Source organism: Anoxybacillus andreesenii, from assembly GCF_030813005.1.
Taxonomy (GTDB): Bacteria; Bacillota; Bacilli; order Bacillales; family Cytobacillaceae; genus Robertmurraya; species Robertmurraya andreesenii.
This window is the reverse complement of the sequence record NZ_JAUSTU010000007.1, coordinates 1-26,433: the sequence shown is the minus strand read 5'-3', so window position 1 is coordinate 26,433 and position 26,433 is coordinate 1. Positions and strand designations below refer to the sequence as shown.

23 protein-coding genes and 1 riboswitch are annotated in these 26,433 nt (G+C 38.7%); of the genes, 7 read left to right on the top strand and 16 right to left on the bottom strand.

Features of this window, described 5'->3' with window-relative positions; genetic code table 11:
- Nucleotides 1-103: 103 nt before the first annotated feature.
- On the top strand, nt 104-1,792 hold the full coding sequence (locus J2S07_RS08715) for a YrzE family protein (protein WP_307150045.1): 1,689 nt from the start codon (nt 104-106) through the stop codon (nt 1,790-1,792).
- A 413-nt stretch (nt 1,793-2,205) separates the two neighbouring features.
- Nucleotides 2,206-2,583 (top strand): hypothetical protein, encoded by a 378-nt coding sequence (locus J2S07_RS08710; protein WP_307150044.1) that lies wholly within the window; start codon nt 2,206-2,208, stop codon nt 2,581-2,583.
- Between the two features lie 215 nt (nt 2,584-2,798).
- On the opposite strand, the gene J2S07_RS08705 is transcribed toward J2S07_RS08710, so the two are convergent.
- The gene (locus J2S07_RS08705) at nt 2,799-3,404 is read right to left on the bottom strand and encodes a TetR/AcrR family transcriptional regulator (RefSeq protein WP_307150043.1); all 606 of its coding nucleotides are present in this window, start codon (nt 3,402-3,404) and stop codon (nt 2,799-2,801) included.
- Nucleotides 3,405-3,666: 262 nt separating this feature from the next.
- Between J2S07_RS08705 and J2S07_RS08700 the strand changes: the two genes are divergently transcribed.
- Nucleotides 3,667-4,632, top strand: a complete 966-nt coding sequence (locus J2S07_RS08700; RefSeq protein ID WP_307150042.1) for a DUF5692 family protein — start codon at nt 3,667-3,669, stop codon at nt 4,630-4,632.
- Between the two features lie 135 nt (nt 4,633-4,767).
- Here the strand turns inward: J2S07_RS08700 and J2S07_RS08695 are convergent, their stop codons facing one another.
- The 3 genes from J2S07_RS08695 to J2S07_RS08685 are packed head-to-tail and all read right to left on the bottom strand — an operon-like array spanning nt 4,768 to nt 7,585.
- Nucleotides 4,768-6,060, bottom strand: coding sequence for an alpha/beta hydrolase (locus J2S07_RS08695; RefSeq protein WP_307150041.1), 1,293 nt, complete (start codon nt 6,058-6,060; stop codon nt 4,768-4,770).
- Between the two features lie 20 nt (nt 6,061-6,080).
- Nucleotides 6,081-7,175, bottom strand: a complete 1,095-nt coding sequence (locus J2S07_RS08690) for a DUF1648 domain-containing protein (RefSeq protein WP_307150040.1) — start codon at nt 7,173-7,175, stop codon at nt 6,081-6,083.
- A 35-nt stretch (nt 7,176-7,210) separates the two neighbouring features.
- On the bottom strand, nt 7,211-7,585 hold the full coding sequence (locus J2S07_RS08685) for a GntR family transcriptional regulator (RefSeq protein ID WP_307150039.1): 375 nt from the start codon (nt 7,583-7,585) through the stop codon (nt 7,211-7,213).
- 389 nt (nt 7,586-7,974) lie between these two features.
- On the opposite strand from J2S07_RS08685, the gene J2S07_RS08680 reads away from it, so the two are divergent.
- Together J2S07_RS08680 and J2S07_RS08675 are read left to right on the top strand one after the other, a co-directional pair.
- Nucleotides 7,975-9,051 (top strand): NAD(P)H-dependent amine dehydrogenase family protein, encoded by a 1,077-nt coding sequence (locus tag J2S07_RS08680; RefSeq protein ID WP_307150038.1) that lies wholly within the window; start codon nt 7,975-7,977, stop codon nt 9,049-9,051.
- Nucleotides 9,052-9,326: 275 nt separating this feature from the next.
- Nucleotides 9,327-9,890: a Uma2 family endonuclease gene (locus J2S07_RS08675; protein ID WP_307150037.1), complete on the top strand. Its 564-nt coding sequence runs from the start codon at nt 9,327-9,329 to the stop codon at nt 9,888-9,890.
- Between the two features lie 47 nt (nt 9,891-9,937).
- Here the strand turns inward: J2S07_RS08675 and J2S07_RS08670 are convergent, their stop codons facing one another.
- The 4 genes from J2S07_RS08670 to J2S07_RS08655 form a co-directional block, all read right to left on the bottom strand.
- Nucleotides 9,938-11,179, bottom strand: coding sequence for an MFS transporter (locus J2S07_RS08670; protein ID WP_307150036.1), 1,242 nt, complete (start codon nt 11,177-11,179; stop codon nt 9,938-9,940).
- 306 nt (nt 11,180-11,485) lie between these two features.
- Nucleotides 11,486-12,217 carry an ABC transporter permease gene (locus tag J2S07_RS08665; protein WP_370872807.1) on the bottom strand — a complete coding sequence of 244 codons (732 nt, stop codon included), beginning with the start codon at nt 12,215-12,217 and terminating at the stop codon, nt 11,486-11,488.
- Entirely contained in the window at nt 12,214-12,948 is a 735-nt protein-coding gene (locus J2S07_RS08660; protein WP_307150035.1) for an ABC transporter ATP-binding protein, read from the bottom strand. The genes J2S07_RS08665 and J2S07_RS08660 overlap by 4 nt, the downstream gene beginning before the upstream one ends.
- On the bottom strand, nt 12,949-13,380 hold the full coding sequence (locus J2S07_RS08655) for a helix-turn-helix domain-containing protein (protein WP_307150034.1): 432 nt from the start codon (nt 13,378-13,380) through the stop codon (nt 12,949-12,951). It abuts the gene before it with no gap.
- A 294-nt stretch (nt 13,381-13,674) separates the two neighbouring features.
- Here J2S07_RS08655 and J2S07_RS08650 point away from each other — a divergent pair, with 294 nt between their 5' ends.
- Nucleotides 13,675-14,649, top strand: coding sequence for a glutaminase (locus tag J2S07_RS08650; RefSeq protein ID WP_307150169.1), 975 nt, complete (start codon nt 13,675-13,677; stop codon nt 14,647-14,649).
- A gap of 87 nt (nt 14,650-14,736) precedes the next feature.
- Here the strand turns inward: J2S07_RS08650 and J2S07_RS08645 are convergent, their stop codons facing one another.
- The 3 genes from J2S07_RS08645 to J2S07_RS08635 all read right to left on the bottom strand — a co-directional run bounded on the left by J2S07_RS08645 (nt 14,737) and on the right by J2S07_RS08635 (nt 18,338).
- Complete coding sequence (locus tag J2S07_RS08645; RefSeq protein ID WP_307150033.1) at nt 14,737-15,168, bottom strand: DMT family transporter; 432 nt, start codon at nt 15,166-15,168, stop codon at nt 14,737-14,739.
- Between the two features lie 20 nt (nt 15,169-15,188).
- A complete protein-coding gene (locus tag J2S07_RS08640; protein ID WP_307150032.1) occupies nt 15,189-15,884 on the bottom strand; it encodes a Crp/Fnr family transcriptional regulator in 696 nt (231 codons plus the stop codon).
- Nucleotides 15,885-16,109: 225 nt separating this feature from the next.
- A complete protein-coding gene (locus tag J2S07_RS08635; protein ID WP_307150031.1) occupies nt 16,110-18,338 on the bottom strand; it encodes a DEAD/DEAH box helicase in 2,229 nt (742 codons plus the stop codon).
- 264 nt (nt 18,339-18,602) lie between these two features.
- A riboswitch (cyclic di-GMP riboswitch) is annotated at nt 18,603-18,687 on the top strand.
- 85 nt (nt 18,688-18,772) lie between these two features.
- Here J2S07_RS08635 and J2S07_RS08630 point away from each other — a divergent pair.
- Entirely contained in the window at nt 18,773-20,614 is a 1,842-nt protein-coding gene (locus J2S07_RS08630) for a WG repeat-containing protein (protein WP_307150030.1), read from the top strand.
- Nucleotides 20,615-20,800: 186 nt separating this feature from the next.
- Here the strand turns inward: J2S07_RS08630 and J2S07_RS08625 are convergent, their stop codons facing one another.
- The 5 genes from J2S07_RS08625 to J2S07_RS08605 form a co-directional block, all read right to left on the bottom strand.
- On the bottom strand, nt 20,801-21,079 hold the full coding sequence (locus J2S07_RS08625; RefSeq protein ID WP_307150029.1) for a YciI family protein: 279 nt from the start codon (nt 21,077-21,079) through the stop codon (nt 20,801-20,803).
- A gap of 147 nt (nt 21,080-21,226) precedes the next feature.
- On the bottom strand, nt 21,227-21,793 hold the full coding sequence (locus tag J2S07_RS08620) for a competence protein ComK (protein ID WP_307150028.1): 567 nt from the start codon (nt 21,791-21,793) through the stop codon (nt 21,227-21,229).
- Between the two features lie 174 nt (nt 21,794-21,967).
- Entirely contained in the window at nt 21,968-22,996 is a 1,029-nt protein-coding gene (locus J2S07_RS08615) for a DNA sulfur modification protein DndB (RefSeq protein WP_307150027.1), read from the bottom strand.
- Nucleotides 22,993-24,090, bottom strand: a complete 1,098-nt coding sequence (locus J2S07_RS08610) for a DNA sulfur modification protein DndB (protein WP_307150026.1) — start codon at nt 24,088-24,090, stop codon at nt 22,993-22,995. Before J2S07_RS08610 ends, J2S07_RS08615 begins: the two co-directional genes overlap by 4 nt.
- Before the next feature lie 688 nt (nt 24,091-24,778).
- Nucleotides 24,779-26,308: a hypothetical protein gene (locus J2S07_RS08605; RefSeq protein ID WP_307150025.1), complete on the bottom strand. Its 1,530-nt coding sequence runs from the start codon at nt 26,306-26,308 to the stop codon at nt 24,779-24,781.
- Nucleotides 26,309-26,433: the final 125 nt, after the last annotated feature.

Genomic DNA, 26,433 nt, shown 5'->3' with positions numbered 1-26,433 from the left:
GATCTTATTGTGGTGGAATTCCCTTTCCATTATGTCATCCCATGAAACTTTTCATCCAGAAATACGTACTTGAATATGTAAGTTTTACAAAGGAGAGATTGATATGAGCAATATATTTCTATTTTCACTGATTACGGGATTAGCCTCTGCGCTTGTGCTAATACCTTTTTCAAAAAGAAATAAATCCAAAGAAAAAGAAAGCAAGAAGGGAAAGCCAGGAGGTCTTCTTTTTGGAGCAGTTATCATCCTATTAATAATTGGGGTCTTTTCCTTCTATTATTTGACAAATCTAGATAGAAACTTCACATCCTTATGGGCCCTTGCCATCCCTGTTACCCTGTTAGGGGCGTTCTTTGCTTCAGGAAGGGAAAGATGGATTAAAGGAGTACTACTCCTTGGAAGCTTGATTGTTGGTGCTGCATTTCTATTGGCTCCCCTCTTTAATGCAGACGAGAAATATACGATTGCGAAAATGAAGGAAAAGACGGAAATTGAGACATTTGATGAGAACGAAACGCCAGCAAGTGTCCCACCCAAATTTGCACGTAATAAAATGAAAAAAGCCTTTGGACAAGTACCCAATACAAGCTATTATGAGCTTGGAAATTTGCAAATTCAAAAGGTAAACGGAGATTATGTGTATATCGCTCCTGTAGAATTTTCTGGATTTTTCAAATGGTTAAATGGCGATACGACACCAGGATATTTTACGATTAGTGCAACTGATTCAAGTGCGAATCCGAAATTTATGAAAGCCGAAATGGAATACACTCCATCCTCTTTCTTCCATAAAAATCTAGAACGCCATATCCGAATGCAATACCCAAAGTATATCTTCTATGGGGATGTGCAGCTCGAAATCGATGATGACGGCAAGCCTTTTTATATCCGCTCCTATGGGAAATTTATCTCTGCTCGAAATGGCTTCGACGTGAAAGGGATTGTCATGGTCGACCCCAAATCAGGGGAAACAAAGGACTTTTCCTTAGCAGAGGTTCCAGAATTTATTGATGGGGCCGTTTCTCCCGAAGCAGTCAGTCTGCAAAATAGCTACTTCGGAAATTATGTACACGGATTCTGGAATAGCAAATTTGGCAAGAAAGATGTAAAGCTTCCTTCTGATGAAGGCACAGAAGCCAATGTAAGTCCTATCTTTGATGAAAACGGAGATATGTATTATTTCACTGACTTCACCAGTCCAAAAGAGGGTGTCGATTCAATGCTTGGCTATTCTCTCACAAATTCAAGAACTGGCGAAGCGACCTATTACACCGGAAATCTTGAAGAATCCTATATGGATTCCCAAGGCGCGCTACAAATTATTGAAAAGAAATTTATCGAAAAGAAATGGAAGGGTCAAATGCCCGTTCTCTATAATTTCTATGGCGAAGCAAGCTGGCTTACAGCTGTTCTAGATTCAAATGGCTTCCTGCAAAATTACTTTATCGTATCAGCAGCGAACCCAGAAATTTCTGTCTACGGTGGGACACCAAACGAAGCCTTAAAGTTGTACAAAACAGCCTTGCAAAAAGGCGGAGGCTCTGTCGACGGAAACTCAAAGGCAGAAGAAAAACAAGTGAGTGGTTCGATCATCCGAGTCTACAAAGAAAAGAGTGGTGATTTCACAGTTATCACCTTCTTATTGGATAATAAGAAGAGCTACGTCGTTTCCTCTGAAAGTAGCCCACTCGCAATTTACTTGCAGGAAGGTGACAAAGTACAGGTTACCTATTTAGAGACTGGTGAAGAATTCATGCCAGCGAAGGAAGTTATTATTGAGGGGCTGGAATAAAAGCAAGTCATTATCACTTCCTGAACATGCCCTACTGGATTGGAAATTGTTTCGTACTAGGCAAGCAAGCCAAGTCAATTTTCAATAGCGTTAAAATCTGTAGGAACGAGGAGCTAGGATCCTCGTTCCTACATTTTATTTTTCTACGTAATTCACAATATGCTGAAGCGATGGTCACAAATTACTTCACCTATGTAAAAATCTATATTTAATGAAGGCAGTCTAATAACGGAGTTCACCATCTCCTCTTTTAGGCTGCCTATATTTTTGAGTTTGGAAACGGTACCTAGCAATTCCAAAGTCACAATCTGCACGAATACAGCCTTTATTTATAATTGTTATAGTTGGGAGAGAAACTTTTAATGCTAAAATGGAAGTAGATAAAAGAACCTATAATAATGGGGGATTAACTAGTGATGAAAAAAATGGGCTTGTTATTTTTATCTGTGCTTATGTCCTTATATTTAGTTGGATGCACAGGTGGTTCTTACGTAATAACAATAGGGGAAATTAATTCTACAAAGAACAGTTTAAGTGGGGAATACAATCAATTCTCCGGTCATTATTATGCAAAGGTAAAACTTGATAATCAAGAAACGCTCGTCTTAAATTTTTCGGCAGAAACTAAAAAGGGAGAACTAATTGCAAGGGTGATAGACTCAGATGGAAAAACAATCAAAACATTAAAACCAGGAGATACAGTTGAACTAAACCAATCAGGTCAATACAAGCTCCAAATAGAAGGGGAGAAACATCAAGGTAGTTTTACGATGTCATGGGAAATAGAATAATTGACAACGGTGTCACTCCCCGCGGAATCTTATTTCACAAACATTATTTACAGGGATAATGCGGGGAATGGCTTTTGTCTGAATAGCCTATGAAGGAATATCTCTGTAGAACTGTTCGTTTTGTGTGGTATATTCAATCATTACTCCTATAGAAAAAAGTTGGTATATAGAGTTATGTAGTAAATATCCCATATATGTTTGTGAATAAAATACTATCATTTGTCGGGTACTTCGTGAATGACTTTAAAGAAGTGCGAAAAACCTTCACTTAAAAGAAACTCTAATACTTGGTTAATATGTTTTAGCTCAACAGTATCAGTGTGGAGAAGGATCTGAAGAACCATCCCATCAATTGCTGCCATCGTCCAGGTTGCCACTGCTCTTGTTAACGGTCCAGATTTTGCATCATATGCTTGAACAAATATAGCTTCTAGTCGATTAATCCAATCCTGATACTTTTCCTTAAATTTATGTTTTAACTCCTCATTTCCTAGCATGGCCTCATGAGCTAAATAAAATTGCAATCGATTTTCAGCATCCTTTTTAAAACGCTCTTGCATTCCATCAAATATTTCCTGAATGATTTCTTGAAACCTTTTTTTATCCTCGAGCGATATAGTTGCAATTCGTTTAATCTCACTTAAGCCCTCATCCATCACATCATACAATATAGCCTCTTTTGAATCGTAATAATGATAAATAGCACCTGTGCTAACGCCCGCCTGTTGAGCGATTCCACGAATTGTCGCACCTTGAATACCATGTTCAATAATAATAGCTCTAGCTGCTTCTAAAATTTTCATTTTTCCATCGCTCTTCATCTGGCAACGATACTCCTTACATATAATTATTCATTATATCACAAGTGAAATAACAATATCGAAGAGTAGGATTTGCCTAGAATTATTGATGATTGACAATGTTGGAAAAATTTGTTACACTTTTCACATAGACATACCGAACGTTCGTTATGTCTAAATAACATCGAGCAATACTAGCTTTTATCCAAGTATTGCAGGGAATTATACTTTAATATGGTTTGTCTCAAGTTATTATTTCAAAAAATGAAAGGAGAGGCATGTCATGTTCTTTTTTGAATCTATCCCTTGGTACAATGCTATTATGTGGTTCGTTGTTTTTGGTCTACTTATTGGTTTAAATGAAGTAGTTCGTTCTAGTAAGTGGGGAAGCGTGATCATATTCATGGTCTTGCCAGTCGTATTAACACCTATTTGGTACTTTACGTCAGATCCTGAACTTACTTCATGGTTCCACTGGGTAAAAGTCTATTCAGCATTAGCCGGAAGTCTGATTTACATGGTAATTCGTTTTACAAATTTCCACAAAAAACATCCATGGTATTTAATTCTCGTACCAGCCATATTAGCAATTAATATTGCAGAGGCAGTTATTCGAGAGTTTCAAGTGGGGATTATGGGTTTCGAAGGAATAGTTGATGGGATGTATTACATCTCTGGTGGTTGGAACTATGTTAACGCAATTGCAGGTATATTAAACCTTCTGCTAATTTGTGGTTGGGTTGGAATATTTGCAACCTCTGGTAAGAAAAAAGATATGCAATGGCCAGACCAAACAAAACTATGGATTATTGCCTATGGTGCATGGAATATCGCTTATGTCTACTCATGCGCACCTGGTAATGCCTTTTATTCAGGAGTAGCTTTAAATATAGCTGCAACGGTACCTGCACTTCTTTGGGCAAAAGGCACTTGGATGCAGAACCGTGCTCAAACACTATCCTTTTGGATGATGTGGGTAATGACCTTTCCACACTTTTTCGCAGTGGGAAGCACATTCAATGTAAGCGTTTCATACAATCCTGCAGCCAACTGGACGATTGCTTTAATAAGCTTAGCTTTAAACGTAGTCCTTGCAGTATGGCAAGTAGCACGTATTATTAAATATCGACTCAATCCTTTGAAAGATGAACTTTGGAAGGATACGAAGGAATATGAGGAAGTCAATGCATTACGTAAAGATTCGAGCAAAGAACAGGAAATAGCTGTCGGTAAAGCATTGTCAGTTTAAGCAGTGCGTAGTCGTTCCACAGGAATGACAGAAGGCTGAATATTTTATAAAAAGCTTTACAGTAGAAAAATCTCTGTAAAGCTTTTCTTTTTAAATGACCATGTTCAATATCTTCATCGCACTAGGTCCATTTCCTTACTCTAAGAATTCAATTATATGGCTAATTAGTCCCTCAGCTAAAGGTAAGTCAGGATTTGTATATGTTGCAATATTTCCTTCTCGCTCCTCTGGCGCTTCCTTAAGGATGTGGTTCATTCCCTCTACAATGTAGAGACTAGATGCTTCTTTTGCCTCATGTAATCGTTCAGCATCTGCAACAGGTACTTGGATATCATGCGAACCATTAATAATGAGTACAGGACAATCCAGCTTCTCTATTTCCTTTTGTGGATTGTATTGCAGCCAAGAAATCATATAAGGCTGAACAGAAGAGCGGTACAGACTTTGTAATTCCGTACTAACTTCTTTCACTCTCTCTCCCTTTTTTAACTTTTCTAGTATTTCTGCTGATTCCTTTTGGAGATTTGCGGGTAATTGCCCAACAAGCTGCTCGGTTAGCACTTCGTCTATTGGTCTCCCAGCACCTGCAATGGAAACAAATACGTCTGCCTCTGCCTTTTGTGCGGCAACCATTCCAATTAACGACCCTTCACTATGACCAATTACACCTACCTTTGAAAAACGCTTATCTTCCTTCGCAAATTGCACCCAGGCTGCGGCATCATCAATATAGTGTTCAAAGCGTAAATCCTCTTCATTTCCACCTAAACTGAGATTTTTGCCGATTCCACGTTTGTCATAGCGAATACTGGCAATGCCTTTAGCGGCTAAGTCCTCTGCGAGCATTTTTAGGCTATTATTTTTTCCTGGTAGTAGGGTGGAATTTCCATCTTTATCAGTTGGGCCAGAGCCAGCAAGGATAATCATGACAGGGAAAGGTCCCTCTCCACTAGGGAGCTCAAGCTGACCATACATGAGGCCTTCCTGACGCTCAATTTGTACATTATCGCCTGAATCCTCTGCTGCCACATCTTCCTCTTTCATTAATTCAAACGGGAAGGACTGACCATTTTGTTTAAATGTGCCTGTTATTTTCTCATCTCCAACTTTTCCATCAAAGGCAATATGCTGTTTCTGAATATCCATTGTAAATGTAATGCCTTCTGCTTCTAAGTTGACCTCTGTTAATGGGTAGTTCTGGACTCCTTGAGCAGGGATACTAATCGTGCCGCTTTTGTTTGAAAATTGAACGATAATTGGAAGAGGTTGATTCGGTATTTGGATAGACCCTTCCCAAGTCCCAGCTATTTTTTCCAATGGAACTCCACCTTTCTCCTTTGTTTTCAATTCCTTTTTTTCTTGACTACAGCTAATGAGTAATAAAGATATACTACAGATGATAAGAATAACTAGTCCTATTTTTTTCAAAAAACACCCTCCAAATTAATTTAGGTTAGAATAGTAATTAATAGGATCAGTAGAAGTGGCCCGAATATCATTAAGTAGCCAAGTGGGTTGGCAAAATTAATCGTCCAACCAATCCCAAAGCGCTTCTCCACGAAAATAGATGGGTCATTTTTATTAAAGTAAAAAATGCCTCCAATCCAATACTGGTCCTCATCTATGTCTACAATTCCCGGCTCCTGCTCAAGGTTCATGTTTTCGCCAGCACGCCCCACTTTAATCGCGTAGAAAATAGTCGACACAAGGATAACGATTAAGAATAAAAATGGCATCGAGATAGAAAGGGCATTACCACCTAAATCAGGGTGTACCATTCTTAGTTGCAAATACGAAAACAACATCGTCATTAAGATGCTGACTAAAAACAGAAACCAGCTCGTATACTTCCTTAGCGTTAATTGACGAATGCGCGATGCCTCTGGCCTAGTAGCACTTAATTTGATACCGGACCGCTTTGTTGTCTCATTGATCCCTAGGAACATGCATTGGATAACAAGCATCACTAAGGGTAAGGAAATGGCAGATACATACGTTTTAGGGGTGAAGGCATCTGGTTCTCCATTTGGTCCCCAATGAACTGGAATTTGTTCAGGAAGCATGCTGTAATTTAGTATCGTATAAACTATAACCCCAAGAGTCACGACAATTGGCAGTAAATATATATACCATGGCAGCATGGAATCCTGAGAACGTACCGAAAGATCCATTACTTTTACTCTTTTTTCATTTTCTCCCCACTTCATCCTGCTTTTTTGCTGTAGAGTTTTGGCATGAAAATAAAAGTATAGAGCAGTACAAATAATGAGAATACCAAATTGAATCGCGAGTCCTACTAGTACTTGAGTTTCATTAAGAGGATTTCCCGTTAAAATCCAGCCTATATATAAGGAGATAGCAAGTGCTCCCACAATGAAAACGAGCAAAGAATACCGTTTCTTATAGGAAACTAGTGTTGCATCTTTGCAATATTCATCAGGGATTGAAACTCCAAAAACAGTAGTGCGTTTTGCAAGAAATGGAATGGCCATTTCCGTTGCAACCAAAAATATCATAATTACTAAGAATAATATGATGTCCATCCTCTTTCACCATCCTTAAAAAAACATATGAATTTTTATTCCTTCTTTAAATCAATCATAATTGACGTAACCAATTCTTGAATTTGCTCTTTTTCCCATCCTAAAACAAGGGCTTCAGCAATGACTGGTTTGAATTCTTCAGTAATTCTCTTTATATGCATCTCAGTTTTATCCGGAGAGTTAATGATTGCACCGGATTTAGGAATGATGCTAATAATGCCTTTTTTTTCTAACTCGTGATAACTTTTATTAACTGTGTGCATATTTACCCCGAGGTCAGCGGCAAATGTGCGTACAGACGGAAGAGAATCACCAGGTTTCATGTAGCCCCTTGCTATTCCCTCGATCATTTGATTCGTAATTTGCGTATAAATCGGAATGTCTGACAGAGGCTCAATTTGTATAATCAACCATATCCCCTCCTTTGTTCTATTTTTAATATAACAGATTTGTTCTAGTTTGTATAGAACAAATGATTTTTGCTACCCTTAGAAAAATTAAGAACTATGATCTTTCATTTAAATATCTCAATTGTTAACACTTTGTGAAATTATATACAATCTCGTATTTATTGGTTAAAATATAACTAATCTAATAAATCAAAAGCATCAGATAGTTAACTGACTTCAGAATACATGGTAAAAAATGCGAGCCATGGAAGGAGATTTGTAGCTATCTGTTTAGCGATTGTGTGCGTACCAGGTCTCTTATGCAGGACTTAATAAACTGTAAAGGAACCTGATAGCATAAATGTATACATGACTTAATCTCACACAGGAAAAAGGACGGAGGTAATTATATGGACCGTAAGCTGAAAGTTGCTCAGTATGGTTGTGGAAAGATGAGTGTATTTTTAATGCGTTATTTGCTAGAAAAGGGTGCTGACATTGTAGCAGCCTTCGATGTGAACCCCGCTGTTATCGGTAAAGATATCGGTGAAATAATGGGTGGAGCTCATACTGGAGTCATCATTTCTGATGTCAAAGATGCTGGAGATATCATGGCAGAATTGAAGCCTGACGTTTGTATCGTTGCTACCCTGAGCACCATGGCTGATATTGAGCAAGCTTTTGCCACATGTGCCAAGAATGGAGTGAATGCAATTTCTACTTGTGAGGAAGCACTTTATCCTTGGAATTCTTCCCCAGCTATTACGCAGAAATTAGATCAATTGGCGAAAGAAAATGGGGTAACATTGGCTGGTAGCGGTTATCCCGACATGTACTGGGGCGTTCTAATCGACACTCTAGCTGGATCCATGCACAAAATAACCAAGATTAAAGGAAGCAGCAGCTATAATGTAGAAGACTATGGAATTGCTCTGGCAAAAGGTCATGGTGCAGGCCTATCGAAAGAAGAATTCGCCCAGGAGATTGGAAACTATAACGACCTCTCTTCTGAAGAACAAAAAAGGCTTGTAGAGAGTGGGGAATATGTACCGAGTTATATGTGGAACCAGAATGGTTGGCTCTGTAGTAAAATGGGGCTTACACCTATTTCTCAAACTCAGAAGTGCGTACCTACTACCCATCACAGCGACTTGCGCAGTGATACCTTGGGTATGACGATAAAGGCTGGCGAGCCTACTGGTATGTCTGCCATTGTTACCACGGAAACTGCAGAGGGAATTACCATCGAAACCGAGTGTATTGGCAAGGTTTATGGGCCTGACGATTTTGACAAAAACGATTGGACTTTCTACGGTGAACCTGAAACGACCATTAATGTCAACCGTCCTGCTACTGTAGAGCTGACTTGCGCTAACGTAGTCAACCGCATCCCAGCTCTAGTGAACGCCCAGCCAGGTTATATCTCTACTGATAAGCTTCCAAACAATGTTTACCTGGTAAGGCCCATCAATGAATATATAAAATAACAACTCTAGCAAATGTTGTACTTATAACAACCCTGCACCAAAGTAAGTGGATTGAACTTTATTTCATAATAACGAAAAGGCATTTGGGAATAATCAAATTCCAAAATGCCTTTTCGTTTTATAAATTTAAGAGCAACAAACCTCATTGATAAGTAATTGCTCGATCACCTTTGTATCTCGCATTACCCTAGGAGAAGTATCAATCATTAATGTTTTAGGCAAGTGACAGTCACCATAACAAATGTTAAAATAAGGATAATCAAGGAAGTGTCTATATGAGTATGAAACCACCTCACTCTAAAAAAGTATCCTATGCTGACTACTTAACATGGGCCGATGAGCCTCGTTATGAAATAATTGATGGAACTCCCTATTTGCAAGCGGCTCCATCTCGACAACATCAACGTATTGTAACCCAGCTTACAGGGGAACTATATACTTTTCTCAAAGGCAAAGCACGTGAAGTATATACTGCACCATTTGATGTTAGATTGTCTGCGGAAGAGGACGAGCATGAATTCGTAGTCGTACAGCCGGATATTAGCGTAGTATGCGATGATAAAAAGTTAGATGATAATGGCTGCAAAGGTGCTCCAGATCTTATTGTAGAAGTCCTTTCTCCTTCTACTTGGCAAAGAGATCGAATTGAGAAGTTAAACCAATACCAAAAGCATGGGGTTAAAGAATATTTATTAATCTATCCAAATGAAAAGATTCTTGAACAGTATGTACTTGAAAAAAATAACTTTTATGGCCCCCCTAATATTTACAGTATTGAAGACGTGTTCTGCTCCCATGTTCTACCCGAAATTGAAATACCTTTGAATACCCTTTTTTAAGAGACACTTATCAGCAATATATCTTATAGGAGAGGGGCTCCCCTCTCTTATCGTGTTTTTTCACCTATTTGTCTACGCTTTTCCTTCAAAGAAATCACCCCGAACAAGCCAATAATAGAAAAGACAACTGGAATAATGAATCCGTAAAAATACCCAGTACTTAAATTGTCTTTAGAGGCCTGAAAATGATCCAATACATTCCCAAAAATGCTTGGTAACAAGACGGCGCTTAAGAAACCACCTGTATTCGCAAACCCGGAGGCAATGCCAGATTCCAGAATCGGAAACGATTGTCGAACGGCAGCAAAAGTTAAAGCATTTGCCCCATAGGCAAGACCAATAATAAAGAAAAGCATCGTTAGCAGGAAAAATGGAGGATTCCCGTGAAATAATAGAAAGGTAGACCAACAAATTAAAAGAATGATATGGACCATCACATAAGGTCTTTTAATCATTCTTATCCGACTTGATAGCCAAGTAGATAAAGGAGCACCAATAAGTGCCCCGATCAAACCCAGAAAAATGAGCTGGCTCGCACCTGAACGTGTCATTCCATACACATCCATCCCATATGGAACTGCCCATGAACCAATAAATCCTATATACGTTCCGACAATCCCAAAATGACACAAGAATAAAGACCAGGCCTGCGGATTCAGAAAAATTCTTCGGACTGATTTTTCACGTTTAGTTTCGTGCTGTTCAAACATCGATTGTTTTGGTTTTTTTACAAGTACAACATAAAGAAGAATGCCACATAAACATACGATTAGTCCCATTGAAAAAAACGATGCCCTCCAGCCAAGTAGTTCAATCCATAAAGCGAAAGGGACGGTCGCCACAAGGAAGCCAAGACTTCCTGTCATGGCTGTCACACCGATTAAGCGAGTAAATTCCTTTGCATTAAACCATCTGCTCAAAATTAGCACCATATTGACCCAGATCGTAGAATCCCCTATCCCCGTAAGGATTCTCGCAAAAAACAGGACAGATTCATGGGTGGCAAGACTATAAATGATGGTACCCACCCCAGTAAGGATGGCCCCTATGATTAGAAAAAAGTTAGGCCCAAACCGGTCCGCCATAATCCCCATCGGAATTTGCAACGCCGTGTACACAAAAAATTGAATGCTTGTCAGTAATCCGATTATTGTAGCTGTAACATGAAAATCATGCATCACTTGATTCGTTATCAAGCCTGGCGCGGTTCGCAGACTTGAGATTAATAAATAGGTGAACAATACAGAAGCAAAGACACCCCATCTAAAGTTACTATTTGATTTATCCATTGGTTTCTACTCCTGTTGGCTTTTTACTTCTATATATATGGATTTTCTGTAACGGTAGAGACCAATTTTCTTATGAATAGGGATTGAAATACATATAATTTCGATGGAAGTTGAACTAATTGCATTAATGAACTAAGTTTGAGCTAAATAATGAAGCTGGAGAACCTTCCCTTTGCGACTTAACTAAGGAGGCGACATAAAAGATCGAAACGGCCCACCGATGAAACATGCCGCAATTGCATCAAGCTCAAAAAGGTTACCGACCTTAGGCGTTGCTGCGTTCAACAAATAATAGTTTTTGTAAAATCAGTCTGCCTTCATTTTCTTTCTAAAAATAACAATCGCTAGTAATGACAATATGATGGCGTAGCTAAACACCCACCATATATGTGGAAAAATGTCACTGTATTGACCATTAAGCGCTGCTCTTCCCATATCGACTGCATGTACAAATGGCAGTAAATATGCTATATCCTTGAATACCCCTCCTACTAGGTCTAAATCAAACCAGATGCCAGAAAGCCAAGCGGCTAAATTGGTAAGAAGAGCCCCGCAAAGACCGGTGGCTGCTTTTTCACTTAACAATGATCCGCATATAAGTCCAAGACTAACAAAAATAAGACCAGGCAGGATCAATAAAGAAATGGCGATAATCATTGAAGTAGAAATGGATAATCCTAAAAACATTGCAGTAATATAACATACAATCCCTTGTGCAATTGCCATCACAACTAAAGGAAAACTATAACCGATAATGAAGTCTTGTGATGTCATAGGCGTTGTGAAAAGCCTTGTTAAAAACGAATTTCCTCTATCCTTCGAGATAACCTGCGCTGCAAAAAGGCCCATAAAAGATAAACCGAACACCGCAATGCCCGGTGTTAATTGGCCAATATCAAAAAGATCGACTGGGATACTTTTGTTAATTGCTGATAAAAGAAACATTAAAACAAGTGGGAATCCTAATCCAAAAAAGATGGACATTGGATCTCGTACAATTTCCTTTGTCGTTCTATTAGCAAATAATAGTATTCTCATTGTACGTCCCCTTCCATCACAAAATACACAAAAGCATCTTCAAAGCTTGTGGTAGTAGAGGTTTCTATCAGCTCTTTAGCTGAACCAATCGCTTTTATTTGCCCATTTTTCATAATACAAATACGGTCAGATAAAGCCTCTGCTTCTTCTAAGTAATGGGTTGTTAAAATGATCGTTGTTTTTTCTTTTAACTTTTCAATGAGCACCCATAACTCACGACGTCCTAATATATCAAGCCCAAGTGTTGGCTCATCCAAAAATAAAATTCGTGGTTCGCTAATTAAAGCCATCGCGATGCTTAGTTTACGTTGCCAACCTCCTGATAACGTTTTACTCCGCTGATATTCATATGGCTGCAATGAAAACTGGGCAATCATTTCATCCGCTTTTGTTTTTGCATCTGCTTTATGAAGACCTTGGACACCCGCCATTAGCTCCAAATTTTCACGCACGGTTAGATTTGGAGCGATGGCCGTTTCTTGTGGCGATACAGCAATGACTTTTCGTACTTGTTCCGGATATTGTGCAATACTTTTTCCCAGCAATGTCGCATCACCATAAGTTGGCTTTATTAAACAGGAAAGCATTTTGATAAGCGTCGTTTTGCCGGCACCATTCACACCAAGCAGACCAAATAATTCTCCTTCTTGAATCGAAAAAGAGATGTTGTCCACAACGGTCTTCGTACCGTATTTTTTTGTGAGAGAGTCGATTGCAATAGCGGTAGTCATTTATTCACCCTCTTGATCTAAAGTCGTCTTGACCAAATTGAAGAAGCCACTCATCATACGTTCTGGGACAAGAGCAAGCCCACGTTCATCATCTCCAACGATAATGAGCAATCCACCCGCTTCTAACTTAAATACCTCACGTGCTTTCTTTGGAATGACAATTTGTCCACGTTCACCTATTGTCGCCACTCCGAAGAAATGTTTTCCTTTTGGTGGTATACCAAGACCGCCTTCATCCTCCTCAAAATGAACTAAGTTATCTAAAGTCACATTGTAAAGTCTTGCGAGTTCCATACAATGATGAATATCAGGGGAAGATTCACCTTTTTCCCATTTTGCAATGACTTGACGTGATACATTTAAGTGCTCAGCCACTTCTTCTTGAGTAAGCCGGTGGCGTGTCCGCAAGTTTTTTAAATTCATACTTATCATACTTTTCATACCTCCTAATATGATTATCAATTATAAAATTGGAATCGTCTATCAACACTCGTTAACATGAATGTTAAAATTCGTTACGTTCCAAAAGGGCGTTTAATCATACCTAATCGACTCGATAGCCAAGCAGATAAAGGAGCACCAATCAGTGCCCCCATTAAATCAAGCAAAATGTGCTGGATTGGAAAAATAAAGAGGAATAGCACAAAATTTGATTGTAATTTCCCATCTAATCATCAATACTAAAATGGAAAGATGAACTTGAAAGGATTCGCTCAAATGAACAATATCCAAAATGAATCAATTGAATTTATTTCTATACAAGAACAGCTTGATCAATTCGTTTTAGATGCCAAAAAAAATACAACGAGTGGAGCTACAGCTAGTTATATTCCTGCATTAAAAAAGGCAAATCCTGAACACCTCGGGATTTGTTTAATCTCCTCTCAAGGTACATTCCTTAAATCAGGGGATACGGATCATTGCTTTACCTTACAAAGTATTTCGAAGGTGTTCAGCTTTATTTTTGCTTGTCATACAAGAGGAATAGACGAGGTGCTACAATATGTTGATGTGGAGCCGACGGGTGATGCCTTTAATTCGATTTTTCGTTTAGAGCTAAGCCACCCGGGAAGGCCATTTAATCCGATGATCAATGCCGGAGCCATCACTGTCGCCTCTTTATTGCCCGGTCATTCGCCATTGGATAAAGTCGAGGCACTCCTTTCATTTTTCGAAAAAATGATTGGACGAAAACCTTCCATTAACATGGATGTTTTTCATTCTGAGTGGCAAACTGCCAATCGAAACCGTGCCCTTGCCTATTGGTTAAAGGAAACTGGATTCCTTCTCGGGGGTGTAGAAGATGCAATGGAAGTCTACTTAAAGCTCTGCTCGATTGAAGTCAATATTGTCGAGCTTGCACAAATGGGGCTGATTTTGGCACATGATGGCCTTCATCCTTATACAAATGAGCAAATATTCTCTATGGAAATTGCCAGTCTGGCAAAGACACTGATGCTGACCTGCGGGATGTATGATTATTCAGGCCGCTTTGCCGCCTTTGTTGGAATCCCTGCCAAAAGCGGTGTTTCAGGCGGCATTATGGCAGCCATCCCTCCAAGTGCAAGAGTGACCAATAATCGCTTTGCTTGCTGGGGAGTCGGTCTTTATGGACCGGCCATTGATAAACATGGCAATAGCACAGCTGGTGTGGCGCTTCTCAAAAGACTTTCACAAGAATGGGATTTACGATTGATCTAGGAAGTATGGATATTATTCTCCAACTTCCAATGGTAAAAGCCCTGAGGAGATCAGGGCTTTTTTTACACTTGATACATAACTGTTCCACTACTTGAATTGAAAAATAAAGACTCCGCCCACCATTACTAATACACCAATAATTTTATTAAGACTTAAAGCAACAGGCTCTATACCAAACAAGCCTAACGTGTTGATCATTAATGCTATGACTAATTGTGTTATTAATAGAATGGAAACAGAAAAAGCTGGTCCAACATGTGCTATGCCTTGCATAACGCTAAACACGATAATTACACCAAATAAGCCACCCAAGAGATAAACCTTATTCACCTCTTGCAGATTTTTGATGCTCCCATCTCTTACAATAAGATAAATGATTACAGAACCAATTAAGCCAATAGCGTGAACAATTGTAGTAGTCAACCAAAAACCAGCTTTTGAACTTACATTAGTGTTAAAAATTCCTTGCAGTGTGATAAATATTCCTGCGAGTAATGAAAAAAGAATTCCTTTTAGCATAATAATATTTCCCCACCAAATTATTCGTATTTTATCCCATCTGCCAACTCTTCAAGCTTCTTCATGTTCTTTACCTGGATAATTCCTTTTCTTCTCTCTACAATATCCTTTTCAACAAGCCCATTAATCACTCTATTAAGATGTCTATAGCTAGTACCTAATAATTCAGCTGTTTCCACCAAATTTGACGTCTTGATTTCTTCTTCAAAGCTATCATCGGTGCTTGTTAACATGGACAATAAGTAACTAGCAAATCTATTCTCTACCTTAGTCAGAAGGTTAAGGCTGGCAGCGTTGGAAGATGAATATAATCGATTGCCTAAGTGTTGGACAATATACTGAAGAAATGCTGGATGATTATAATAGTGTTCATATAACAAGTTGAATTTGATTCCAATCAACAAACATTCACTTAAGCATTCTACAGAATTCCTCGCCTGCCTTTTGGTTACAAATTCTAATTCACCTACCATAGATGGCGAGTTATTAAATCTCAATAAAAGTGATTTGCCATTAGGTAAAGGCGTGGAGATTTTCACTCTTCCCCTGACTAAAAGTAATAATTCTTCCAAGTGGTCTCCTACAGAAAAAACAACTTCACCTTTTTCTAGCATATATAAATTGAAGTGTTCTAAATGTTCTTTATTAAATACTGTTAAAAGATTATGCCTAATAAGCAAGTCACTTAGTAATTGTCTATCGTTTATTTTTTTCATTGCTCATCACCTTAACAATCATTCTTCCTGTCATTAATAGTAATATGTGTTAATCGATAAAAGAAAGGACATTTGTCCTTTCTATCAGTTCCACGGAATCGATCGTTAATCCTTCTTTAGAGCTGCTGCCAAAAATGAATGAAGCAGGAAACCATAATTGGTTCCTGCTTCTTCAAGTTAAAGTAAGTTGGGAAGACAACAAGGATAGCTTCTCTCTCTAGTTAACTAAATCTGCTTTAACACATACTCACAAACCTGGCTTGATATGAGCCTTGCTGCTACATAGGGAGGGTGGACTCCTCTGGCGCCTTCAAGTGGAAGTCCCAACCACAATACCTTGTCATCTATCATCACAAACGGAAACGGAAAGCTTTTTTCAAGCCAGACATTGGATGCACTCCAATTTTTATTGGAAATAACGGTTAATTTTATTCGTTTGCCTCTACCTAGTAACTGCTTATTCCATTCCTCAGAAAGCAGGGTTCCCTCAGGCAGAGAGATGGTAATGGAAGACTTGGCTGTTTTCAGATCCTGAAAAACAACTTCCAGCTTTCGCGCATGAATCCATTTCAATTTGGGATGCTGATTGCGAATCCAAGAGCCGATTTCCTTTGTCGTGATCGTTTGTTTGTGCCGGACCTGATAGTCAACGAGCTGTCGCAGCGTTTTTCCTCGATAGACATGCTTTTCGATAAAACTTCTGTTGCTGACGTGAAGAAATTTCCCCTTCGTTCTTGTAATAGCGACATTAATCAGACGTTCACTATCCTTCCCAGTTAATAGCATTCCTGCCCGATCTTGCGGAGCACTATCCACCGTATCAAAAATCATCACATCCCGCTCACTTCCTTGGAACCGGTGGACAGTCGCCGCAATAATATCCGCTTGGTTATCTCCCTTCTCATCCATCTCTTCTAGTAGCAAGCCCATAAGATTTGCCTGAGCCCGATATGGAGTCACATAGCCAATCGATTTCGCTCCACCTAATTGGGCTTCATGAATCAATTGAAAAGACAGCAAGAGCTGCCATAGGTTAAATCTTGAATTGGTCGTTATATCACTCATCCCGTGCAAGCCGGTAAAACTGGTATCCAGCAGCACAGATGCATGTCCTTTAAATGGAGCAAGACCTACGATCGGATTTCTGCTTTTATGAACACTCTCATGATCACTTACAAGGGAATGATAAATATACCGATTGGTAAAAGCAGAAATATCAGGATGCATCCTTCTCTGTTCTTTTAAAAGGAATAACTGAGGATGAAGCTTCCCTTCGTTCAACCACTCCACCATCCCAGCATGATGGAACACATCCTCTTTCAGCCATTTGACGACAAGCGGGTCCCGGCTTGAAGCGATCGGCGGCAGCTGTTTGAAGTCCCCGCAAATAATAACTCTTTTTCCTAAGGTAGCGGCAAAAGCAACCTGTGGCACAAACGCCATACTTGCTTCATCGAGGATGACAACATCATAGGTTTGTTCGTAAACCGCTTTGTCACTTGCCGCCTTAGCCAGTGTCGTCCCCACAATGAACGCATCTTCTACTAGTTGAACCTCTTTCCTTCGAACCTTTTCCAGCATCCTCGCAATCCGTATTTCTAACTCCAGCAGATGATCCGAATCTCGTTTGCTGAAAGAATGGGCCAAGTCTTGCTTGATAAGGCGCCGTTCTTCGAATAGTCTCTCTCTATCTTTTGCTAAGAGCGGATCCTGCTTTTCAATGAGTAGATTTGTGGTAATTTCGCGATGAGTTGTTGAAATGTCCCCCATGCTTCCACCGTAGCGAAGTACATCCCCTTCTTGAAATCTCTTTTTTCTTTTCATAAAATCAGTCAGTTCAGCCATTAGGACATCGACCGCTTGATTGCTATGGGATAATATCAACACTCTCTTCTTCTGAAAATACTTGTTAGCGGCTGTTCTAGCCAAGGTGTATGTTTTTCCTGTACCCGGCGGCCCCCAGACAAATGTAGCAGGATTGTATTTCGACCTTAACATCAATTCATGGACATTACTCTTGATTTTTTCCACTGGGTGTTTCTTTTCCATCGATGGATTCATCAATCTTTTCACTCTCAGCCGTTTTTGTTTGTTTTTTTTGATTTCATCCAAGCGCTCTATTAATTGTTCAAGCAGTTCCCAAGGATCATGTAACAGATAAGCATCCGAGATAAATTCCCCAAGGTTTTTCTCCAAGGCAAGGATGATCCCCCTACCCTCAGAGGAAAGCACTTTGCCGCCCGTTTTCATCGTTCCCCATTCCAGCTTTATTGAGGAACCAACTGGTATTTTCAACGAGCTGGCTGTATCAAAATAATAGCTATATGGGCCTTCATTTGATACCATCCTGCCATTTACTACGGAATACCTGCTTCCTCCAAATTTTTTTAAGTATGTAATCTCTTGATGCAGCGCTTGCTGCCACTCTTTGATATAGGTTATGGTTGTTGTCATTTGCTTCCCCTTGTTGTCGCTTTATACTATGTATTTTTTAGATTGTGCAAACACTCCTTAGTATAGTTTACTCAAGGCTTTCAGCAAATATTTTTTACACCTCATTCGGGATCTGCTGGTAGTAAGAAATTTGTAGCAGTCCTTACTTGTGGGATTGATGCTTACTTAGGCAGATTTGCCGCCTTTGTTGGAATTCCTACCAAAAATTATTAAAAATCTATAGATTTTCCCCTCAAAAGATAGTAAAATTCTACTGTTTCTACTTATACGAAGTGGCAAACTTATCGAAAGGTAAGGACGCAAAGCTCCAGACCTAATGCCTATTGGCTACGGTGGCTGAGTTACCGAATTTAGTTGGGAAACGGATATCTTCCTGCTTTTATTTAAAGCAGGTATTTTTTTTGCTCAAAATTAGACATCTAGGGGGTTACAGAATGAAATTTAGAAATTGGAAAGTCGCTGCATCTTTACTTGTAATATCTGGTGCCTTACTAACAGGCTGCCAGGATACGGGGAATGAAGGCAAAACATCTAAGGAAACCTTGAAGACTGAGTCTTCTCAAAAAGAGACAAAGCCTACGTTGGAAGAGCAAGGATTTGAAATTAAAACGGTCCTGTCCTATGGTGAAAATCTCAATATGATATCACTTGAAAAAGACGGTGCGGAGTATGTCGGTACGATTGATGATAACTTTCATTGGCTGATGGAGCCCACGAATGAATATAAATTTGAGGAATTAGAGTTCCATGATGGACTAGCTGCAGCGAGTATTCCAGAAATGAGAGAAATGATACTAGCGGAGGACCCTGAGGCTAGATTATACGGTTACATAAATACAAAAGGCGAATGGGTCATTGAACCGATATTCAGATCTGCCAATAATTTTTCAAACGGAGTTGCAGTAGTAAGTACGATCGAGGAGGATCGTGATGATCTCAGTAATTCACGAACAATTGTCATTGATACAAAAGGAAAGGAAGTTGGCGAATTAGCTGAGGTGGGCCTTGAAAAATTGGACTTATATGATGGAGACTACTTTTACGGTTCATATTTCGGTGATTATTTATACACGACATTCGGATTTTTTGACAAACAGGGAAACTACATAGAAGTATATGAAGAAGAGCCAGAAGATGAAGGTAGTCATTTTCTAGTCTTGGACGGAAAAATCATCAAAGAAGATGCTGATGGTTATATTAGCATCGAGGGATTGGATGGTTCCCCTATTAAAACCTTCGATCAGACAGGCCACTTTACAACAGAAGATATTAAAGACCTGCTCGATCACAACATGTTCCTCGCTTCAGGTGACATCGTTGGGGGAGAAGGAAATGCCATCGTGGATTCTAATTTCAATGTACTTTTTCAACCTGATGGTTTTACACTGGGATTAGCCAAAAATCTCATCTTCACTGGAGAATCATCAGGTGACCCTGAGGATGAGGCATATACTCAATCAGGGGACTTTTTTGACTATACAGGTAAAAAAGTATTTAGAGTAACCAATATGGTTGGTGCCGTTTATGGTGATAAATATTTTGCTAAAGGAAAAGAATATTATCAATTAGTAGACATAAATGGAAAAGTATTAATTGACGAATCCAAGAAAATCACCGACACTGAAGCTGCTTTGTTTGATGAGGGTGGGGATGACAACACTCCTAGTAAGAAATTAGTTCGAATTGAATATAGAAAAAATGCAAAAGATGCAGAGCCAAATCAAGCACTTTTAAACGTAGATACTTTAAAAATAGTAGACTATGAGGACTTGCTAAGATTGGAAACTGATGGATCGAAAGTAGTGAAAGCTCAAGCTAAAGAAGTTAAGAACAAGCAGAAAGATACAAACACCAAAGTGGTTAAAAATACATCGGCAGAGTTAATTGAGCACAAAAAAGAGTATTGGAGATTTGTAGACGTCTTGACAAATCAAATAAAGGAAAGCTTAGCCACATCACCTCAAGGAATCGATGGATTTGAAGGATTACTTAAAAATTGGAGAGAAATACAAGGTCAGTTGGAGGGGCTTAATGTACCAAATGACCCAGCATATCAAGATTTCAATCAGAAATTAGTAGGTGGTCTTCCACCCCTTATAGAAGGTACCGAAAAGCTGCTAGACATGTTGCAAGATTACCAATCCAATCCTACTTCTGAACAAGAAAGAGCCATCAATGATGAAATTGGGAATCTAGAGTATAATCTATTCAACTTTCAGTCCAATATCAATGCCTTAGACGGAACAAAAAAGCTCTTGCAAGATGCTTTAAAATAAAGTTATATATTGGGATTTGGACACTAGTCACCCTTTAGGAATCTATTTTCACAAGCTTAATTCACACGAAGCAGGATACCTTAGTTGGTTCCTGCTTCTTCAATTAAACAAATGTTACCTTCAGCAGATCTCTGAATTATTCACCTGCGATGATCAAACTACTTGATTGTTTCAGTATATATGCATTTATTCATCCAATAAGTAATTATTTTCTTCATTAGCTGGTTCAAGTGTTCTGATTTCATAAGATTTACATCCAGAAGCTATGAACGGATCGGATTCTGCTATATTTATTGCCTCAACTAAATCTTCGGCAAAAAATATGACCATTCCACCTGGATAATCCGTAAAAGGGCCACATAGCACTAGTTTTCCCAATCTCTTCAATTCTCTTAAATATTCCACATGGCTCTTTATGAGTTCCTTATTTATCGGCTTCTCGTTTTTCATCAGATACATATACATTATGGTTCATCCTCCTCTGCATGCAAACGCAGCTCGAAATATTCTACAAGAAAATAGTAGCATTATGATATAAGGCTATCAATACGAACGATGTTTACAGCAATTGAATGGTACCACTCGGAGCAGCTGCTTTTGTTTATAGCATTTCTATTTATCTTTTTTTCTATTTGATTTGCATTCATACCCCCCCTTCTCTTCAACGATCCTAAACCCTCTTTCAGGCTCAGTGATGAAGCCTAATGATTGTTGCCTGTTATGGTCAATCATCCCCCTTAGGTCCGATGTAAGATTGCGTTTGTTACGAAATGAAGATTCTCGCATTTTAATATTAATTTCATGACCATAGCTCAGAAATACTTTCGTGTCTTTTATCCCCAGTGATTTAGTATTTTTCACATGATTTAAGGCGAACCAGACGCAATTATGTTTTTTATAGGATCTTGTTGGGAATAGCCAGATGTCCAAGGAGCCATCGATTTTAATCGGATACATTTTTTTATTTTCCCCAAGCAGCTTTCTCGAACTACTTAAGGCACCTTTGAAATCTGATCCATAGCTGATAAGCGACTTATCAATAAGGTTAACCGGTGACATGGCGACTAAAAAGCAATCTGCACCTTCTATAACAAATGTGAATAATTCTCCATTCTCATGAAATACACCATAAAGTAGAACTGTCTTTCCATTAATTAAGTAATTGTACTTAATATCCAATTTGTATCCCTCCTTCATTGTGTTTGCTGTTTCACTAATCGTAGATCTATAAAATTTCCGCGAAAAAGGGTATACTAACAAAAGGTTGGTATACCCGACCTAAAGACTCCCATAGGTACTGTCTGCCCAGACTGTGCTACCTATGGGGTTTTTATTTTATTTCTCACATTCTCCTCACCTCCCTTGTTCCTCAAGGAAGTTTACAAGCTTTTCAATATTTGCTTTGTCGTTAGCCAAATAAAAATATCCTCCTCTAGCAGTGCCCGCAAACTCCTTCCAAATAGGATTTTTTCTATTAAAATCGACATCTTTTAAACTGCGCATTCGCTCGACTAATTCTTGTTCTCGCTCTTTTAGATTTGTATTTTTCAAGCCTTTATTCGCAAAGTAGGCAATACTAATAAGTAGAGGATGATTTGCCAGCATCGATATCTGAAAATCCCCGATCCGTTCTGGAGGATATAACTTGAATAATTCGTGAAACCACGTATTGATCAGCTTGATGTAATCCTCTGCCTCCATGTGCATTTCATAGCGATCCTCCATCGTTCTGAATACCATTTTTCCAGTTAGAAAGATTGCCACAATTTGGCGCAGATGTGACAACGAAAGCAGCTTCTTATTAGCGGGCCTTACGACTGCTATTTTTTCAATTTCAACACCAGCTGTCTTTAATTGTGAATTTGTTTCTAAAATTGAATTGGTTATGATGTTCAATTCTTTTCTTGAGTCAAAGGCAATCCTTTTCGATAAAGCCACCTTTTTCCCCTTCGTATTCAAGTCGATATACAGCTGGTCTGATTCTTCCTTTGACAGTCCTTCAAAAATTTGGACAGCTATCTCTGTATGTTGAAAAAATAAAAGGAGCTTGTAGCCTTTTTTCATTTCCTCGGGATGATCACTTTTTGCCTCCCTGTATCCCATTTCTTCGATTTGACAAAGGGCAGCAAGTCTTTGGCTGCCATCAATGATCGTTAACTCTTGAGGCTTTTCCGACCCAAGATAATCAACATTTGCGACGATTGGTGGGAAATAAATTTGCTCGGTTAATACATTCTCCAAAATGTATTTTTTTATTGCTCTTACATGTAGTTTGTTTACATCACGTAATTTCACTTGACCATGATGGATTAAGTTTGAAAGCTCTTCAAGTGTATAAGTTGCAATCGATTGTCGTTTGGAAAACACATCGTTGACGATCAAGGACATCCTATCCTTTCTTTATTTAGAATCGATAAGAATTTCACGGCTGTTCTTTGTATTGAAGTTGTGGATGAATGGTGTTTGATTTTTCTTGATGCAGGGTCATATAGATGTGAAAAGATCGGGTCATCATGCTGCCACGAGCTATAATGTTTAAGCTTCTTTAACTGCTGAATTGCCTCTAAATGTGGAATGTCATATTTCTTGTTGAGTTCATGAATCGTAAGGGCTAATGCAACCTGAATTCCCGTCAGACCCGTCACATACTTCTTCCGGTTAGCCATTTGCTTCGGGAACAGGTGCTGCCAGGATTCAAAGAATGCCAGTGAGATGGCCATTACTTCTTCAGGTGTACAGTTTCCAAAATTGGCGTTGCCTTTTTTGACTGTCAAGATCCCTTCAAATAATGCAAGCAAGCATCTTCTCATGATGGTTAGTGAAGTAACTGCGGAGTTTTGGTAGGTAAGGCGTGATAACTCTGTTTCAATTTCAAACTGACGCTCAAGTTGTTTTGCCACTTTTCTCGTTAACTCTGTATATGCATCGCGATGATCGTATTTCATAATTAATCCTGTGTGTGCTTCTTTTCGCTCCGAATTGATATCGGTAAATAGCTGCTTCTCCTCTTGTAGTGAAAGGTCCAAATACACTTGCATCGCTACTGGATAGGCTTCCAGTTTATTAATGTAGTTTTGAAAAGTCCGTGCCTCTTCCATATCCCCAACTTCTTCCGCTGTTTCCATTTGTGTTTTTAAGTGGCTTAATGCTGATGACAAAGCCGCTGCGCGGTGTTGTCCGTCAAGAATATAAAGCTTTGCTCCCGGAATCAGCTCCCAGCCTTGCTCTGTTTTTTTAATAGCTCCCCTTGCCGAAAAAATAAAAGGTGAAAAATAAAAATACCTAGATCTTAATGAATCTAATATAAATTGTCTTATTTCAACTCTTCTTATTGGATCTAATTTTCTCTGTACTTCTGGATCTACCTTAAATAAAGCTTCTAGTGTCGAAAAACGAATTTGGGTTGCCAATACCTCTTTGCCAAATTGATGATAGCCGATACCTTCAATGATGGTTTTGAAGTCAAGATTTGACAATTTTCATCACTCCTCTGAGAATATTATAAATATTTCCAATTATGAATGTAAATACCATTAATAATTTACGTGGTATCGAACATCAACTAGTACTCTGTTTTGTTATTCTTCTTCAGCAAAACATTGACAGACAATATTTATGTGATATAATTTAAAAAATTTTTTTTGGAAAATTACTATTTCACTTATTTTTTCATCAAATAATGGCCATTAACCCCTATCAAGATGGGGAAAAAGATATATTTATGAAGGTTTTGTGAACATTTATTTTAATAAAGGTATTTTGCTCACCAAATATTCATAATTAGGCCACTTTATTTACACGGTCCTTTTTCATTCCAGTTTTATTGGGGACTACTTCTTCTCAAAAACAAAAAACACCCACATTTTTATGTGAGTGCCAATAAGATAAGTAGTTCAGTTGATTCGTTCATAGTACTGCTGTATTAGTTGTTCAAAAGGTTCCTTGCCCCTATTGCTTTCGTAACCACTTTTCCATTCTCAATCCCTCTCTCTCACTCAACTTCTTTCAACTATTAGTGGATGTGTTTACCTTAAATTAGTTTTTTCGCACATATCTCATAAATAAAGAAAAGCAGCTCCATTTTAAAATAGGAACTGCCTTTTACTTGCATTAAAAAGCATAGATTGGCCGAAATAAGTGAACTTCTTGGGAGCCCTTTAGGCTTCAGTTTGGGGAATCTGGAAATTTGCGAATGATATATTTTGCCTTTTCAATAGGGAATGGTGCGTTCTCCTCAGAAAAATATTCAATATCTACGACTTCTACTGTAGCCGTATGTGCATCCATCCCAACAGGAACTATTACAAAATCCCCCACTTCTATCGTGTCATCTTCGCTTATGTAATAATAGCGTTTTCCACCTTCATTAAACTCCACACTGCAAAACATATACTCACCAGCTCGCCGTTTGAATTTTCTGTACACAGATGGATCGAGAATTTCTCCCCACCCGTAAAATCGCATGAAGTTATAAATGTCATTCGCAAACTCTGGCCAATCTTTCGGGAGACCGTTCCTATCGTATGTACCTTTGATTACACTCTGGGGTTTTCTCTTAAAATCAATCTTAATGGTATAATCCTTTGTTTCATTCGAATTTTTAATAACATCTGGAGGATTTCCTTCTATACTTTCAAATAAAGTATCAGCATCTAGATCATCAAGGAAACTCGATACACCTTCCTCAACTTGATATTTGCGGGTGACGACACAACCAGATCCGATTTGCAGTATATGTTCTATTGTTTCTGTCTCACGGTCAATAACCAACTGTTCCGAGTATTCCCAAGTTATAGTATCAACATTTTTATTCGGAAGAGCCATTGGTTTTATTTTAGTAACCCTATGATAATCAATTGAAATTCTCTCAACCCTATCAGGCTTATTACCACCATCAAAAACAAAGAGGTTTTTAATATTCAATGTATCACGCAACATATCCGATAGGTCTGCCCCGTCAATTTCATAATCAGCACATAGTGAACCTCTGAAAGTAAACTCTCGACCTTCCATATTGGTGATTGTCATTTCCCAAGAACCAATATCAGTAGCAAAAATATCATCAAATTCTCCACTAAAGAATCTCGTAAAAGATGAGAAAATAAGGTTGGCTTTTTCTCTATCCAAGCGGAAGGTTTTTGTACGACCACGCTCGTATTTTCCACTTCCGCTACCAAAATTGTAACCAGAGAACCATACACGACCGTCATCAGTAATCGTTAGGTGTTGTTCCACTTCGTCCTCTGGCATAGGGCAAGGCCCATAGCCAATATTATTAGATATGATTCTGATTTTCTTTGCTTGACCATAAAATCCAAACGGACTATAGCCGTCTTTTGAACTTAACACCATCAAGCGCGAAAAGGCGATGATGAACCAGGGTCTGTTTTCTGGCGAAAGTAGATCTTCGCCATATGACCAATGGGTAATATAACGCCACTTTGAGAATATTGTCGAACCCAGCAATGTTATATCTTCTACCTGGTTAATGATCCTCTTAAGCTGAGTATAATCACTAAAAGCTTTTGTATTAGGAAATGCATCCTCAAATGACTTTCCACAATCCATCTCAAAGCCGAGGGCAAAGCACTCATCTGCAAAGCCCTCGGCAACCTCAGTTTCTGTAGCTTTTGCATTGCGATATTTTTCTAACCATTTGATAGCGAATTCGTTAATTTGCCTGTTGTTTGCCATTTTAGTACCTCCCTTCTTACCACAACATAGCGGATTAACCCCCGAATTTTGGACAATATCACTCTTAATCTAGCTTTTTCTTAAAATTACATTGTTTTTCGTTTCCTTTTGTCCTTTTTGGAGTC

Excerpts from the sequence above, each read along its gene's own strand:
- J2S07_RS08715 (WP_307150045.1), top strand. The coding sequence starts at position 104 with ATGAGCAATATATTTCTATTTTCACTGATTACGGGATTAGCCTCTGCG.
- J2S07_RS08705 (WP_307150043.1), bottom strand. The coding sequence starts at position 3,404 with ATGAAGAGCGATGGAAAAATGAAAATTTTAGAAGCAGCTAGAGCTATT.
- J2S07_RS08700 (WP_307150042.1), top strand. The coding sequence starts at position 3,667 with ATGTTCTTTTTTGAATCTATCCCTTGGTACAATGCTATTATGTGGTTC.
- J2S07_RS08690 (WP_307150040.1), bottom strand. The coding sequence starts at position 7,175 with ATGGACATCATATTATTCTTAGTAATTATGATATTTTTGGTTGCAACG.
- J2S07_RS08680 (WP_307150038.1), top strand. The coding sequence starts at position 7,975 with ATGGACCGTAAGCTGAAAGTTGCTCAGTATGGTTGTGGAAAGATGAGT.
- J2S07_RS08675 (WP_307150037.1), top strand. The coding sequence starts at position 9,327 with ATGAGTATGAAACCACCTCACTCTAAAAAAGTATCCTATGCTGACTAC.
- J2S07_RS08670 (WP_307150036.1), bottom strand. The coding sequence starts at position 11,179 with ATGGATAAATCAAATAGTAACTTTAGATGGGGTGTCTTTGCTTCTGTA.
- J2S07_RS08665 (WP_370872807.1), bottom strand. The coding sequence starts at position 12,217 with ATGAGAATACTATTATTTGCTAATAGAACGACAAAGGAAATTGTACGA.
- J2S07_RS08660 (WP_307150035.1), bottom strand. The coding sequence starts at position 12,948 with ATGACTACCGCTATTGCAATCGACTCTCTCACAAAAAAATACGGTACG.
- J2S07_RS08655 (WP_307150034.1), bottom strand. The coding sequence starts at position 13,380 with ATGATAAGTATGAATTTAAAAAACTTGCGGACACGCCACCGGCTTACT.
- J2S07_RS08645 (WP_307150033.1), bottom strand. The coding sequence starts at position 15,168 with ATGCTAAAAGGAATTCTTTTTTCATTACTCGCAGGAATATTTATCACA.
- J2S07_RS08640 (WP_307150032.1), bottom strand. The coding sequence starts at position 15,884 with ATGAAAAAAATAAACGATAGACAATTACTAAGTGACTTGCTTATTAGG.
- J2S07_RS08635 (WP_307150031.1), bottom strand. The coding sequence starts at position 18,338 with ATGACAACAACCATAACCTATATCAAAGAGTGGCAGCAAGCGCTGCAT.
- J2S07_RS08630 (WP_307150030.1), top strand. The coding sequence starts at position 18,773 with ATGAAATTTAGAAATTGGAAAGTCGCTGCATCTTTACTTGTAATATCT.
- J2S07_RS08625 (WP_307150029.1), bottom strand. The coding sequence starts at position 21,079 with ATGTATATGTATCTGATGAAAAACGAGAAGCCGATAAATAAGGAACTC.
- J2S07_RS08605 (WP_307150025.1), bottom strand. The coding sequence starts at position 26,308 with ATGGCAAACAACAGGCAAATTAACGAATTCGCTATCAAATGGTTAGAA.